The sequence below is a fragment of the Streptomyces sp. NPDC022910 genome (assembly GCF_055561075.1).
In genome coordinates this window covers 50,374-63,731 of sequence record NZ_JBVHHL010000016.1, presented here as the reverse complement: position 1 = coordinate 63,731, position 13,358 = coordinate 50,374, and the positions used below count along the sequence as shown (strand labels likewise).

Genomic DNA, 13,358 nt, shown 5'->3' with positions numbered 1-13,358 from the left:
GCGCCGGGGGGTGTGCGGGAGTTCTGACCACCGACCGGAAGGGGGAGCGACGCACGACCATGGGTGAGGTCTTCGCCGGACGGTACGAGTTGGTCGACCCCATTGGGCGCGGGGGAGCCGGTGCGGTCTGGCGCGCCTGGGACCACCGGCGGCGCCGCTATGTGGCCGCCAAGGTCCTGCAGCAGAGCGACGCCCATGCGCTGCTGCGCTTCGTGCGCGAACAGGCGCTGCGCATCGACCACCCTCATGTGCTCGCGCCCGCCAGCTGGGCCGCGGACGACGACAAGGTCCTGTTCACCATGGACCTGGTCGCCGGGGGCTCGCTGGTCCACCTCGTCGGGGACTACGGCCCGCTGCCCCCGGCCTTCGTGTGTACCCTGCTGGACCAGCTGCTGTCCGGGCTCGCCGCCGTCCACGCGGAAGGAGTGGTGCACCGGGACATCAAGCCCGCCAACGTGCTCCTGGAGGCCACCGGAACCGCCAGGCCCCGGCTGCGACTGTCCGACTTCGGTATCGCCATGCGCCTGGGCGAGCCGCGGCTGACGGAGACCGACTACGTGGTGGGCACGCCCGGTTATCTCGCCCCCGAGCAACTGCTGGGCGCGGAGCCGGACTTCACGGCCGACCTGTTCGCCGTCGGTCTGGTCGCGCTGTACCTGCTCGAAGGCGCCAAGCCGGACACCAGAGCACTGGTCGAGTATTTCGTGGCCAACGGCACACCAGGGTCGCCACGGGGTATTCCCGCACCCCTGTGGGAGGTCGTGGCGACGCTGCTGCAACCGGACCCGACCGCGCGTTTCCGGACCGCTACGGGGGCGCGCAAGGCCCTGGCCGCGGCCAGGGAGCTGCTGCCCGAACCGGGCCCCGACGACGAGCAGGTGGAGATCTTCGATCAACTCGGGCCGCTTCCAAGGGGGTTCGGATCGGATGGACCGCAGCGTACGCCGCCCGGGGTGACGCGCTCCGCGCCGTCCCTGCCAGGGGAGACGGATTCCGTGGCGGGCAGGGCGGAGGAGACCACGTCCGCCGGAGCGGGTGACACCGCGAAGCCGCCGTATGCCGGCGCTCCCGGGACGGGCAGCGGACCGGCGCGGCTCACGTCCGGCTCGATACCGCCGCGGCCTCCCACCGAGCCCCCTGCCGCCGGTATCGGCACGCCCACGACCGCATCTTCCGGCGACACATCCGCCCCCTCAACTTCCGGTGCCGGAACGCCTGCCCCTGCTGCCACGGGCACCGGCACACCACCCGCCCCCGCAGCCCCCGGCACCAATGCGTCCGCGATCACGCCCGGGCCCCCTCCTCCTGCCGTGCGGCCCGAAAACGCACCCCACGGCGTACCGCCCAAACCCGCGACCGATCCGACACCGCCCCAGCGGCCGCCCACGATGTCGGACACCGGGAGCTTCCATCTGCCGCCCCCGCTGCCACGAGCAGCGATCCACGCGGTGTCGCGCCCGCCCGAGCAGCCGCCCACGCCGCCCGCCGCGTCCGTGGTACCGGCCCCTGCCTCCACGGCTCCCGCCCACGCCGCGCACCACGAGCCCACGTATGTGCCCTCCGCCGGCTCGCCCGCGCCCCCGGCGCTCGAGGTACGGCAGCCCGCCTCCGTCTACGCCACCCGGTCTCCGTACGCTCCCACCCGGCCGCAGGAGATCGCGCGGCACGGCAGGAAACCGGCCGTCCGGCATCCGGGACCGCCGACGAAGGTCGCTGTCCCGGTCCTGCTGCTCGCGCTCGTCTGTTTCGCGGTGGGGTTCTGGGCCCTGACGCGGGTCTGAGCGGCGGTCACCCGGCCCACCGGCGCCGCGTCCGCCGCCGGGCGACCGTCGTCCACAGCCCGAGCCACAGGACCAGGACGCTGCCCGTGCCGATCCCGCCCACGGCGACCAGCTTCATCGTGCGGGCATCCTTCACCCCTCCGCTGTCTTCGGCCGCGTGGCCTTCCGATCCGCTGCCGCCTCCTCCCGGTGTGCCCACCCCAGCTCCGGTGGACCCGTCCTCCGCGCCGTCGCCCCGCGACGTCCCCGCCCCTGCCTCCTCGCGGTCCGCGGCCGTGACCTCGAACACGTCACGCGGTACCGATCTCCCCGCGTACGCCGGACCGGATGTCGGCGTTCCGCTGACCCGCACGCGCAGCGTCAGCCCGAACGGCCCCTCCCCGAACCTGTCCGCCACGGGCATGCCGAGGTGAACGGCGAGGTAGTACCAACCCGCGAACCGCATCGCGCTCGCGCGGTCGCTGACGGCATGGCGGTTGGCATATTCGACGGGCGCCAGCGGATCGAGCGCCGCCGAGGTCTGGGCGCCGCTGTAACCGGCGCCGACGTCATCGACGTGGGCACGCACGGGGTTGTACAGGGACACGGCCAGCGCGGTGCCGACGAAGCCGTCACCGCCGCTGGAGCTGCCCATCTCGACGGCGGCGGAGAGCTGCTGGCCCCAGGCGACAGGCACCCTGTAGAAGAGCGTCTGCCCCGGCCTGATCGCGTCCTGCCAGACACCCTGTGCCACGGCGCTCGCGGTGGCGAAGCCCGCCCCGCCCGCACGCCGCGTGGCGTCGCCCAGGACGGCCTCGGGGGTCGCGGAGTTCCAGGCTCCGGGCGGGCTCGTCGCACCGGCCTGCCGCAGGGCGGGTTCGGACACGAAGTCGAGCTCCAGGTCCCAGTCGCCGAGCGAGGGGGTCGGGGCGCGGCGCTCGACGACGAAGTAGTACGCCCCGGCCCCCTTGCACCCGTACGTCCCGGGCCCGGTCTCGCGCGAGGCCCAGGCGGCGATCGGATGCGGGCTCTGGGTGGGGCCGAAGTGCGCGGACCCGGTGGAACAGGTGGTGCCGTCGGCGTCCTGGACGGACACCTTGAGACCGTCGGAGGAGGAGACCTGGGTGCCCGCTCCGGGGACGGCCGTCGCGGAGACGTAGGCGTTGACCGCGGAGTCGAGTTCCAGGCGGTAGTAGCGCTTGCCGACGGCGGGCAGGGTGCTCCTGTACATGCGCCCGGGATCCAGACGTACGGCGCCCGTGGTGCCGGTGGCGCCCGCGACCGTCCTGGCGTCGCGGGCGAAGGCGTACGGGGTCCGCGTACCCTCCGCGAAGACCGGGGCGGCCTGCGCCGCAAGGGTCATGGTCAGCGTCAGCGCCGTCGCGCACAGGATCAGCGCGACGTGCGCCGGTGTCCGCCCGTGTCCGAGCGCCCCACGTTCCGCCCCCGTGCGCCACCCCATCACGCGCCCCCTCGCCGTACCTGCCGGACCGTCGCCCATCCTGCCCCGCACGCCACGGCACCATCCGGTCATTGCGTACGAGCGACCGAAACGCTGCCCTCAAGAGCGCCCGAATTCGCCATCGCAAGCATTTCCTTTGCCAAGGCGAACCACACTGGAGGGCGCCCGACAAGGCGACCGCCCCTTGTCTGCGATCTCACACGCCAAAGGCCCCGACACAACACAAAACCCCGACCGCACCGGCGGTCGGGGCCTGCTCCGAATCTGTTGTCCGTCGGACCTCACGAACCCGTGGGCACGGAGTCAGTCGCCTCCGTCCACAGATCCTGCTCGGCGCGATCCGCCTGGATCTGGCGGTACACGAGGAGCCCGCCGATGGCGGCCAGTGCGACCAGGAGAAGCTTCTTCACCGCGCGACCTCGTCTTTCCTTGACGTAGGGGACCTCTGGCGCCCGACTATACACACCGATCGATATCGATCGGTGACCTGAGTCGGCCCTCAACTCAGGCTCGGCGCACCGCAGTACGACCGCCCGGTGCCATCCCTGCCTCGGGTGAGCAGACGTCACAGAATGTGATGTTCACTACCCTTCCGCGCCTTTCCCCAATTTTCCGGACCTCTTGCGTCCATCCAGGTGGTGTTCATCCGAAGATCGACGCGCCACGGGCGTCGGTCCACCACTTCGCGACCTCCTTACACATCATGAGGAAAGTACGCAAATCGCCCGACCCGAAAGTGAGGGGACATGGCCCGGAACAAGGTCGTGAAGCTGTGGACCGCCGTCGTCACCGCCTTCCTGGCGCTGTTCACCGCGCTGGGGCTCATCACCACGAAGGCCGCCGCGGCGGTACCCCAGCCCCAGCAGGAGCGCAACAGCAGCGCACCAGTGACACTGCCGAAGCAGTCCCGCGCCGACGGGGTCCGCACCCGGTTCCTGCCCCCCACGATGAAGCAACGCATCAGAGCCGAGGCCCACGGCTCCTCCCCGGCCTGCCGCCACCGCCTGCCCGCCACCACCGTCCCGGCCGTCCCGCTCGCCCGCTCCGCCCTCCGGTCCCGCGCCGATCCCGTCACCCCGTCCGTCGAGCCCGCCTCGCAGCTCCAGCGCTGATCCGACTCTCTCTTCCGGCCGTACTGCCCCTCACGGGGACCGCCGACAACACCAAAGGCGAACTTGCGTGCAACGCCCCACAGCAAACGACCCGGCACCCGCTCCCAGGTGCCGGGCCGTTGCCGTCCGCCGGATGCGGCCTTTACAAGATGGTCCCGTCGCTTCGCAGACGTTTCGTCGTTCCCATCAGGTGACTCCTTCGTGGAGGCTCACACCTGATTCATGACATTCCCCAGACGTTTCGAGCCCCGGCATATAACGCCGACCGGGCCGGACACCGTGCGCTCTGCAGTTCGTCGCGTGACGCATATGGACGTGGTGTCGGCAACGGCGGTCAACCGCCCGGAGTCCTTGGCTGATCGTCTGCTGCGATTCGGCGTTGGTCGGCGCTGTCCGCACCTGTTGGTGTCAGCCGGTGGTGTCAGCCGTTCGACTCCCTCTTGCCAGATCTGCCCATCTTGCCGTACGGCCAGGACGTAGAAGAGTAGGCGTGTCGTCCGTTGGTCTGGCTGTGTAGCCTCTGGACATGCCGGATGTGGATCTTCAAGCTCTCTATACCGAGTTCGAGTCCCGGGCGTTTACGGGGACTTGGATCGAATGGGTACACGGTGATCTGACCGTTTACAGCAACGGGGGCGGCCATGCGATCGTGCTCGCTGAGTCCGATGAGTTCTGGGATGACGATGATGGTTCAGCCGCCGCGGCGGCCGGAGAGCACCTGGCATCGGCGTACCGAAACTACGAGATCGCCGCCACAGTCGCCTGGGGTGACCCTCGCCTGGTCGACATCACGCAGCGGCTCGCAGGGGGTGAGACGTCGCCTTTCACCGAGCTGCTGCTGGAGCAGGGAGCGATCAGCGGCAACTTCTGGGATCGTGGCGAACGAGCGCTCGGCCTGGCCATCTGCCAGATGGACAAGGAAATGGCGATTCAAGTTATCGCCTTCGTGGTACCAACCGGCGAACTGCAGAAGTAGCTGCGGCCCCAGTTCGGAAGATCGCGTATGCGGATCGGGGCTGAGCTGATGAGACGCTGACCTGCGCGTTCCTGGAACGCTTCGCCGACGTTCCCCTTGCTCCCCGCCACTCGCCGTCCGATCGGGCACGCAGAGTGCACGGCCTGGTGACTTACCGCGAGGGCTGCGCCGCTCAAAGTCATAGGCGGATGACGACCAAAGCTATGTCGTCGCTGGCGCCGTTGGTGACCCCGAGGCGGGCCAGCAGTGTGTCGGCCAGCTGGTCAGGGGCAAGGGTGGTGTCCTGAGCCAGGGCTTTGGTCAGGTGGGCCAGGCCGGTGTAGATGTCCTCGTCGCGGCGCTCGATGAGCCCGTCGGTGTAGAGCACGAGCGTGTCCCCCTGGGCGTAGGACACGCCGGCCTGGGGGCGGGGGACATGATGCAGGCGGGCGCCGAGCGGCGGATCGGTGGCTTGGTCCAGCAGCTCGCAAGTCCCGTCGCGGTGGAGCAGGACGGGCGGTGGGTGCCCGGCGTTGCTGTAGATGATCAGTCTGGTACGGGGGTCGATGAGTACCTTTACCGCAGTTGCGGCCGTCGCGCCTTCCATGGAGCGGGCGTACAGGCCGAGGATTTCCAGGGCCTGAGCGGGGCTGGGGAGGGCCCGGATGGCTGCGCTCAGGGCGCTGCGGAGCATGCCCATGACGGCCGCGGCGTGTAGGCCGTGGCCGACGACGTCTCCGACGGCCGCCGAGTAGCGGTCGGGTGGCAGGTCGACGATGTCGTACCAGTCGCCGCACACGTTGAGTGATGCGGTCGCGGGCAGGTACCGCACGGCGATGTTGTCGTGTCGGAGCAGGTCGGCGTCGTCGAGCATGGCTTCCTGCAAGGTGACGGCGACCTGGCGTTCGCGGGCGTGGGCCTGGCGCAGTTCCTGGTTCAACCGGTACAGCTCGCGCGCCCTCACGTAGAGCTCGGCTGCCATGGCGTTGTCGTGCTCGGTGAGCGGACGTGCCCTGCATGAGTGGACGAAGGTGGTGACGTCGTCGGCCTGTTGGACGATCCACTTCACGTTGCCGTCCGGCCCGAGAATCGGTGTGTGGACCTCGGACCACCACCGCTCCTCGAACCTGCCCGGCTGGTCGGGGGCGGGTATGTCGTACCGCTGTAGCGGCAGGGTGTCCTGCTCCCCGGTGTCCAGGACCTCCCGCAATGACGCCTTTAGGTGTTCTGCGTCGCCCTCGGGGGCGCTGGGGTTTTCCGGTAGGGCGTCGAAGAAGTACTTCCCGATGAGCTCTTCCCTGGTTCGCCCGGTGATCTGCAGGTATGCCGGGTTGACGCAGCAGATCACCAGATCCTTGTCCAGCACCAGATACGGGCTCGGTGCGGCGTCACAGAAGGCCGTGAAATCGATATCCACTGACATACGCGCTCCCCAGGGTCCGCGAGCGCGACTACCTGAAATGTCAGTCTACGGGCGATCCAGGGTCCGGGCTCGCCGACCCCAATCGGCGCCTGAGTTGCGCGGCTGGAATCTGGAAGATCGCCGGTGATCACTGGTCACAGGAGCCTGATCATGATCTGATCTTTTCGTCGGCGCATGGCGGAATGATCGACCCAGTCGGCTTTTCGCGGACCTTCGATCGACTCGTGAAGAGGGCCGGCGTGCGACGCATCACGGTCCGGCTCGCCCGGCACACCTGCGGGACCCTGCTCGCCTTCTTGAAGGTGCATCCCAAGGTGGCTCAGGCGATCCTCCGGCACAGCCAGATCAGCATGACCATGGACGTGTACACACACACGTGGTCGGTGAGGATGAACGAGAGGCTGTCGCACTGCTCGCCGAGCTTCTAGAGAAGATCCGCTCATCGGCTGACTGTTGCTGTTGGTGTCAACCGTTGGTGTCAAAAGACCCCCAGCCTGTACGGACTGGGGGTCTTTTCGCTGGTGGGGCTAACAGGATTTGAACCTGTGGCCTCATCCTTATCAGGGATGCGCTCTAACCAACTGAGCTATAGCCCCGCCGCGCTCTGCGGTGTATGTCCCGCCGCGCCGACCCCTGAAGATTAGCGCACGAGGTGGGAAGTCCCAAAATCGATACCGGGGGACCCTCCGCCCTGCCCGTGAGGGCAGCCGTGGCTGCTTGTCCGCCGGCCTGGCCGTCCCTGCCCCGACCCCTCCACGACCCCCACCCGGACGCAAGAGAGCACATCTCCGTCGGGGATGCGCTCACCCTCGGGCCGGACGTCGGCAAGCACGCTCGAGACGCGCCCAAGAGGCTCGGGAGACGCCGCAGGCGCCGCAGACGCTCGGGAACGGCGCCTACTCGTCCTCCGCCAGCGTCAGCTCGACGCCGCCCACGAAGCCCGCGGAGATGTTGTAGATGAACGCTCCGAGTGTCGCGAGAGCGGTCGCCAGGACGACGTCGATGACCGCGATGATCGTCGTGAAGATCAGGACGTGCGGCAGGGACAGGAACGCCTGGAGGTCGAAGCCGTTCGACTCGTTCGAGCCGGTCGCCTCGGAGATCGTGCTGCCGACCGTCGAGAAGACGCCCATCGCGTCCATGACCATCCACAGCACCGCCGACGCCACGATCGTGCAGATGCCGAGCGCGATGGAGAGCAGGAAGCTGACCTTCATCACCGACCACGGGTCGGCCTTGGCCACCCTGAGGCGCGCCTTGCGGGTGCGCGGAGTGGTGCGCGCACCGGTCCGGGGACGGCGCACGGCGCCCGTGGGCGACTGGGTCTGGTAGGCCTGTGGCGGGTGGTGGGGCGCCGCGGGCTGCTGGGTCCGGCGCTCCCCCGGGAGGGGGGAAGCGGGCGGCGCGCCGGCCGCCGGGGCCGCGGGCGCAGGGGCCGGCTGCGCCGCCGGCGCGGGCTGCGCGGTGGCGGGAGCGGCCGGGCCCGCTCCAGCCGTGTGCTGCTGGGTCTGCGGGCCTCGGGTGTCCGTCACTGTTCCCCCCTGGGATCCATGAGACTCATGGGAGTCGGGCGAGTGCGAGTCGGTGGCGGATGACGTGATCGCTTTGAGGTTGGTCGTGTGCGAGTCCGTCACCCGCGTGGCCAAGCCACGGCCGCCGCCGTCCGTTTCCGTACCGGTCGATCCGGCGCCCGTGGCTCCGCTCACGCTGACTCACTCCTCGTGCTACTCGGCCGAGGGCGCCTCACCCTCGTCCGTGCCGGTGGTCACGGCATCCTCGGCGGTCTCGTCCACGGCCTCGTCGCCGTCGACTTCCTCCGCCTCGCGCCCCGCCTCGGCGTTACGAGCGATGCCGACCACGGCATCGCGCTTGCCCAGGTTGATCAGTTGGACGCCCATGGTGTCACGGCCCGTCTCCCTGACCTCGTTGACTCGCGTACGAATCACACCGCCGGACAGCGTGATGGCGAGGATCTCGTCCCCTTCCTCGACCACCAGCGCGCCGACGAGCGAGCCGCGGTCCTCGACGATCTTGGCGGCCTTGATGCCGAGGCCACCGCGACCCTGGACGCGGTACTCGTCGACGGCGGTCCGCTTCGCGTACCCACCGTCTGTGGCAGTGAACACGAACGTACCGGGTCGAACAACATTCATCGAGAGCAGCTCGTCTCCCTCACGGAAACTCATGCCCTTGACGCCCGAGGTGGCGCGGCCCATCGGGCGCAGGGACTCGTCGGTCGCCGTGAACCGGATCGACTGCGCCTTCTTGCTGATCAGAAGCAGATCGTCCTCGGGCGAAACGAGCTCGGCCCCGATCAGTTCGTCGTCGGAACCGTCCGCCGTCTCCCGGAGGTTGATCGCGATGACACCGCCGGAGCGCGGCGAATCGTAATCCTTCAGAGGCGTCTTCTTGACCAGACCGCCCTTGGTGGCGAGCACCAGGTACGGCGCGGCCTCGTAGTCGCGGATCGCGAGGATCTCGGCGATCGTCTCGTCCGGCTGGAACGCAAGCAGGTTCGCGACGTGCTGGCCGCGGGCGTCCCGCCCCGCGTCGGGCAGCTCGTACGCCTTGGCGCGGTAGACGCGGCCCTTGTTGGTGAAGAACAGCAGCCAGTGGTGCGTCGTGGACACGAAGAAGTGGTCGACGATGTCGTCTTCCTTGAGCTTCGTGCCGCGCACTCCCTTGCCGCCGCGCTTCTGGGCGCGGTAGTCGTCGGTCTTCGTGCGCTTGACGTAGCCGCCCCGGCTGACCGTGACGACGATGTCCTCCTCGGCGATCAGGTCCTCGATGGACATGTCGCCGTCGAAGGGCACCAGCTGGGTGCGGCGGTCGTCGCCGAACTTCTCGACGATCGCGGCGAGTTCCTCGCTGATGATGCCGCGTTGGCGGACCGGCGAGGCCAGGATCGCGTTGTACTCGGTGATCTTCGCCTGGAGCTCGTCGTGCTCCTGGACGATCTTCTGGCGCTCCAGAGCGGCGAGCCGGCGCAACTGCATCTCGAGGATGGCGTTCGCCTGGATCTCGTCGATCTCCAGCAGGCCCATCAGGCCCTCGCGCGCGACCTCGACGGTCGCGCTGCGCCGGATCAGGGCGATGACCTCGTCGATGGCATCCAGAGCCTTCAGCAGGCCGCGCAGAATGTGCGCACGCTCCTCGGCCTTGCGCAGCCGGAAGCGCGTACGCCGGACGACGACCTCGATCTGGTGCGTCACCCAGTGACGGATGAACGCGTCCAGGGACAGGGTGCGCGGCACGCCGTCGACAAGCGCCAGCATGTTGGCGCCGAAGTTCGTCTGCAGGTCGGTGTGCTTGTAGAGGTTGTTCAGAACGACCTTCGCCACCGCGTCGCGCTTGAGCACGATCACCAGACGCTGGCCCGTACGGGACGACGTCTCGTCGCGGACGTCCGCGATGCCGCCGATCTTGCCGTCCTTCACCAGGTCGGCGATCTTCTGCGCGAGGTTGTCCGGGTTGACCTGGTACGGCAGTTCGGTGACCACCAGGCACTGGCGGTTCTGGATCTCCTCGACCTCGACGACCGCGCGCATGGTGATCGAGCCGCGGCCGGTCCGATAGGCCTCCTCGATGCCCTTGCGGCCGACCACGAGGGCGCCCGTCGGGAAGTCGGGGCCCTTGATCCGCTCGATGAGGGCGTCCAGCAGCTCCTCGTGCGAGGCCTCCGGGTTCTCCAGGTACCACTGGGCACCGGCCGCGACCTCACGGAGGTTGTGCGGCGGGATGTTGGTCGCCATACCGACCGCGATACCCGCGGAGCCGTTGATCAGCAGGTTCGGGAAGCGGGCCGGAAGGACCGTCGGCTCCTGCGAGCGGCCGTCGTAGTTGTCCGTGAAGTCGACGGTCTCCTCGTCGATGTCGCGGACCATCTCCATGGACAGCGGCGCCATCTTGCACTCGGTGTAGCGCATGGCGGCCGCGGGGTCGTTGCCCGGGGAGCCGAAGTTGCCGTTGGAATCCACCAGCGGCATCCGCATCGACCACGGCTGTGCGAGGCGGACCAGCGCGTCGTAGATCGAGGAGTCGCCGTGCGGGTGGTAGTTGCCCATGACGTCGCCGACGACGCGGGCACACTTGTAGAAGCCGCGTTCGGGGCGGTAGCCGCCGTCGTACATCGCGTAGAGGACGCGGCGGTGCACGGGCTTCAGACCGTCCCGCACGTCGGGCAGCGCACGCGACACGATCACGGACATCGCGTAGTCGAGGTACGAGCGCTGCATCTCCGTCTCGAGCCCGACGGGCTCGACGCGCATGGTGGTCTCGCCGCCCTCTTCAGGGGTAACGGGAGTGTTCTCGTCGGCCATTGCTGGTGAAGATCCTTCCTGGTGCGGTCAGCTGAGACCGACTCAGATGTCGAGGAAGCGGACGTCCTTGGCGTTGCGCTGGATGAACGCGCGGCGCGCCTCGACGTCCTCGCCCATGAGGACCGAGAACAGGTCGTCGGCCTGGGCGGCGTCGTCGAGGGTGACCTGGCCGAGGACACGGTGGTCCACGTCCATGGTGGTGATGCGCAGCTCCTCTGCGTTCATCTCGCCGAGACCCTTGAAGCGCTGCACGGAGTCGTCCCTGATCCGCTTGCCGTTGCGGCGGCCCAGCTCGATCAGCGCATCGCGCTCGCGGTCCGAGTACGCGTACTCGAAGTCGTCCCTACCCCACTTGATCTTGTAGAGCGGCGGACGGGACAGGAACACATGTCCTGCCTCGACCAGCGGCCGCATGAAGCGGAACAGGAAGGTCAGCAGCAGGGTGTTGATGTGCTGTCCGTCGACGTCGGCGTCCGCCATCAGGATGATCTTGTGATAGCGGAGCTTCGAGATGTCGAAGTCCTCGTGCACACCGGTGCCGAACGCCGAGATCAGCGCCTGGATCTCCTGGTTCTGCAGGATCTTGTCGATCCGCGCCTTCTCGACGTTGAGGATCTTGCCCCGGATCGGGAGGATCGCCTGGTACTGCGGGTTGCGGCCGGACTTGGCCGAGCCGCCGGCGGAGTCACCCTCGACGATGAAGATCTCGCACTTGGTGGGGTCGTTCGACTGGCAGTCGGAGAGCTTGCCCGGCAGGGACGCCGACTCCAGCAGGCCCTTGCGACGGGTCAGGTCCCGGGCCTTGCGGGCCGCCACGCGCGCGGTGGCCGCCTGGATGCCCTTGCGGATGATGTCCGCGGCCTCGTTCGGGTTGCGGTCCAGCCAGTCGTTGAGGTGCTCGTAGACCGCCTTCTGCACGAAGGTCTTCGCCTCCGTGTTGCCCAGCTTGGTCTTGGTCTGGCCCTCGAACTGCGGCTCGCTCAGCTTGACCGAGATGATCGCGGTCAGGCCCTCGCGGATGTCGTCGCCCGTGAGGTTGTCGTCCTTGTCGCGCAGCAGCTTCTTGTCGCGCGCGTACTTGTTGATCAGGGAGGTCAGCGCGGCCCGGAAGCCCTCTTCGTGGGTACCGCCCTCGTGGGTGTGGATGATGTTGGCGAAGGAGTACACGCCCTCGCTGTAGCCGCTGTTCCACTGCATCGCGACCTCGAGGGACAGGCTCTTGTCCTTGTCCTCGGCCTCGAGGTCGATGACGGTGGGGTGCACCACGTCTCCCTTGCGGGAGTTGAGGTACTTCACGAAGTCGACGATGCCGCCCTCGTAGTGGTACGTGACGGCCTTTACCTCGTCCTTCTCGTCGGCGCCCGCCTCGTCCGCCCCGGCGGTGGCCTTCGCCGATTCGCGCTCATCAGTGAGTTTGATCGTCAAACCCTTGTTGAGGAACGCCATCTCCTGGAAGCGCCGCGAGAGCGTCTCGAAGGAGTACTCGGTGGTCTCGAAGATGTCCGGGTCGGCCCAGAAGGTGACCGAGGTGCCGGTCTCCTCGATCGCCTCGTGCTTGGCGAGCGGGGCCGTCGGGACGCCCATCTTGTAGTCCTGCGTCCAGCGGTGACCGTCGGTCCTGACCTCGACGGAGACCTTGCTCGACAGGGCGTTGACGACCGAGACGCCGACGCCGTGCAGACCGCCGGAGACCGCGTAGCCGCCACCGCCGAACTTGCCGCCCGCGTGCAGGACCGTCAGTACGACCTCGACGGCCGGCTTGCCCTCGGAGGGCACGATGCCCACCGGGATGCCGCGGCCGTTGTCGACGACGCGCACGCCGCCGTCGGCCAGGATCGTCACGTCAATGGTGTCCGCGTGCCCGGCCAGCGCCTCGTCGACGGAGTTGTCGACCACCTCGTACACGAGGTGGTGCAGGCCGCGCTCACCGGTGGAACCGATGTACATACCGGGGCGCTTGCGGACCGCGTCCAAGCCCTCGAGGACGGTGATGGCGCTGGCGTCGTACGAGGCCGTGACCTCACCGTTCGAGGATGCTGGCCTGTTCGCGTCGGCGTCGATGGACGGAATGTTCTCGTTGGGGTTGCCGGAATCGGCCACGAAGCGCCCTTTCTGGCACAGCACGAGCCAGGCTCGTCGGCGGGTTGCCGGAGCGGCTGCGGCATGTTGCGTTGGTAAGCCTTGATCAGCGTTGCTCAGCTTGTCCCGACGGTCCCCACGTATGGGGGCGGGATTGTCTTCCAGTCTACCGGTAGCGCCGACAGTGATGGGGGTTTGCCGGTACCTGAGTCCGCATGTGCCGCCCTGAACCGGTCTCGTCCGACTCC

The 13,358-nt window shown here is 68.4% G+C and carries 10 protein-coding genes and 1 tRNA gene; 4 read left to right on the top strand and 7 right to left on the bottom strand.

Annotated features, from left to right (window positions below; translation table 11 throughout):
* Positions 1–59 precede the first annotated feature (59 nt).
* On the top strand, positions 60–1,781 hold the full coding sequence (locus ACZ3TS_RS17700) for a serine/threonine-protein kinase (protein WP_467618750.1): 1,722 nt from the start codon (positions 60–62) through the stop codon (positions 1,779–1,781).
* Positions 1,782–1,788: 7 nt separating this feature from the next.
* Here ACZ3TS_RS17700 and ACZ3TS_RS17695 read toward each other — a convergent pair whose 3' ends face one another.
* Together ACZ3TS_RS17695 and ACZ3TS_RS17690 are read right to left on the bottom strand one after the other, a co-directional pair.
* Positions 1,789–3,222 (bottom strand): hypothetical protein, encoded by a 1,434-nt coding sequence (locus tag ACZ3TS_RS17695; protein ID WP_467618747.1) that lies wholly within the window; start codon positions 3,220–3,222, stop codon positions 1,789–1,791.
* A 281-nt stretch (positions 3,223–3,503) separates the two neighbouring features.
* A complete protein-coding gene (locus tag ACZ3TS_RS17690; RefSeq protein WP_003999697.1) occupies positions 3,504–3,632 on the bottom strand; it encodes a DLW-39 family protein in 129 nt (42 codons plus the stop codon).
* 336 nt (positions 3,633–3,968) lie between these two features.
* Between ACZ3TS_RS17690 and ACZ3TS_RS17685 the strand changes: the two genes are divergently transcribed.
* Together ACZ3TS_RS17685 and ACZ3TS_RS17680 are read left to right on the top strand one after the other, a co-directional pair.
* On the top strand, positions 3,969–4,334 hold the full coding sequence (locus ACZ3TS_RS17685; protein WP_467618745.1) for a DUF6344 domain-containing protein: 366 nt from the start codon (positions 3,969–3,971) through the stop codon (positions 4,332–4,334).
* A gap of 526 nt (positions 4,335–4,860) precedes the next feature.
* On the top strand, positions 4,861–5,310 hold the full coding sequence (locus ACZ3TS_RS17680; RefSeq protein WP_467618744.1) for a hypothetical protein: 450 nt from the start codon (positions 4,861–4,863) through the stop codon (positions 5,308–5,310).
* 178 nt (positions 5,311–5,488) lie between these two features.
* Here the strand turns inward: ACZ3TS_RS17680 and ACZ3TS_RS17675 are convergent, their stop codons facing one another.
* Positions 5,489–6,712, bottom strand: a complete 1,224-nt coding sequence (locus tag ACZ3TS_RS17675; protein WP_467618742.1) for a PP2C family protein-serine/threonine phosphatase — start codon at positions 6,710–6,712, stop codon at positions 5,489–5,491.
* Between ACZ3TS_RS17675 and ACZ3TS_RS17670 the strand changes: the two genes are divergently transcribed.
* Positions 6,706–7,140: a tyrosine-type recombinase/integrase gene (locus tag ACZ3TS_RS17670; RefSeq protein ID WP_467618908.1), complete on the top strand. Its 435-nt coding sequence runs from the start codon at positions 6,706–6,708 to the stop codon at positions 7,138–7,140. The genes ACZ3TS_RS17675 and ACZ3TS_RS17670 overlap by 7 nt on opposite strands.
* 91 nt (positions 7,141–7,231) lie before the next feature.
* Here the strand turns inward: ACZ3TS_RS17670 and ACZ3TS_RS17665 are convergent.
* The 4 genes from ACZ3TS_RS17665 to gyrB form a co-directional block, all read right to left on the bottom strand.
* Positions 7,232–7,308: transfer RNA gene (locus tag ACZ3TS_RS17665), tRNA-Ile, on the bottom strand.
* Between the two features lie 300 nt (positions 7,309–7,608).
* Positions 7,609–8,418 carry a DUF3566 domain-containing protein gene (locus tag ACZ3TS_RS17660; RefSeq protein ID WP_467618740.1) on the bottom strand — a complete coding sequence of 270 codons (810 nt, stop codon included), beginning with the start codon at positions 8,416–8,418 and terminating at the stop codon, positions 7,609–7,611.
* An 18-nt stretch (positions 8,419–8,436) separates the two neighbouring features.
* Positions 8,437–11,031, bottom strand: coding sequence for a DNA gyrase subunit A (gyrA, locus tag ACZ3TS_RS17655; protein ID WP_467618738.1), 2,595 nt, complete (start codon positions 11,029–11,031; stop codon positions 8,437–8,439).
* Positions 11,032–11,073: 42 nt separating this feature from the next.
* On the bottom strand, positions 11,074–13,155 hold the full coding sequence (gyrB, locus tag ACZ3TS_RS17650) for a DNA topoisomerase (ATP-hydrolyzing) subunit B (protein ID WP_467618736.1): 2,082 nt from the start codon (positions 13,153–13,155) through the stop codon (positions 11,074–11,076).
* Positions 13,156–13,358: the final 203 nt, after the last annotated feature.

What these genes read in the sequence shown, in the direction of transcription:
- ACZ3TS_RS17700 (WP_467618750.1), top strand. Translation starts at nt 60, where the DNA reads ATGGGTGAGGTCTTCGCCGGACGGTACGAGTTGGTCGACCCCATTGGG.
- ACZ3TS_RS17695 (WP_467618747.1), bottom strand. Translation starts at nt 3,222, where the DNA reads ATGGGGTGGCGCACGGGGGCGGAACGTGGGGCGCTCGGACACGGGCGG.
- ACZ3TS_RS17685 (WP_467618745.1), top strand. Translation starts at nt 3,969, where the DNA reads ATGGCCCGGAACAAGGTCGTGAAGCTGTGGACCGCCGTCGTCACCGCC.
- ACZ3TS_RS17680 (WP_467618744.1), top strand. Translation starts at nt 4,861, where the DNA reads ATGCCGGATGTGGATCTTCAAGCTCTCTATACCGAGTTCGAGTCCCGG.
- ACZ3TS_RS17675 (WP_467618742.1), bottom strand. Translation starts at nt 6,712, where the DNA reads ATGTCAGTGGATATCGATTTCACGGCCTTCTGTGACGCCGCACCGAGC.
- gyrA (WP_467618738.1), bottom strand. Translation starts at nt 11,031, where the DNA reads ATGGCCGACGAGAACACTCCCGTTACCCCTGAAGAGGGCGGCGAGACC.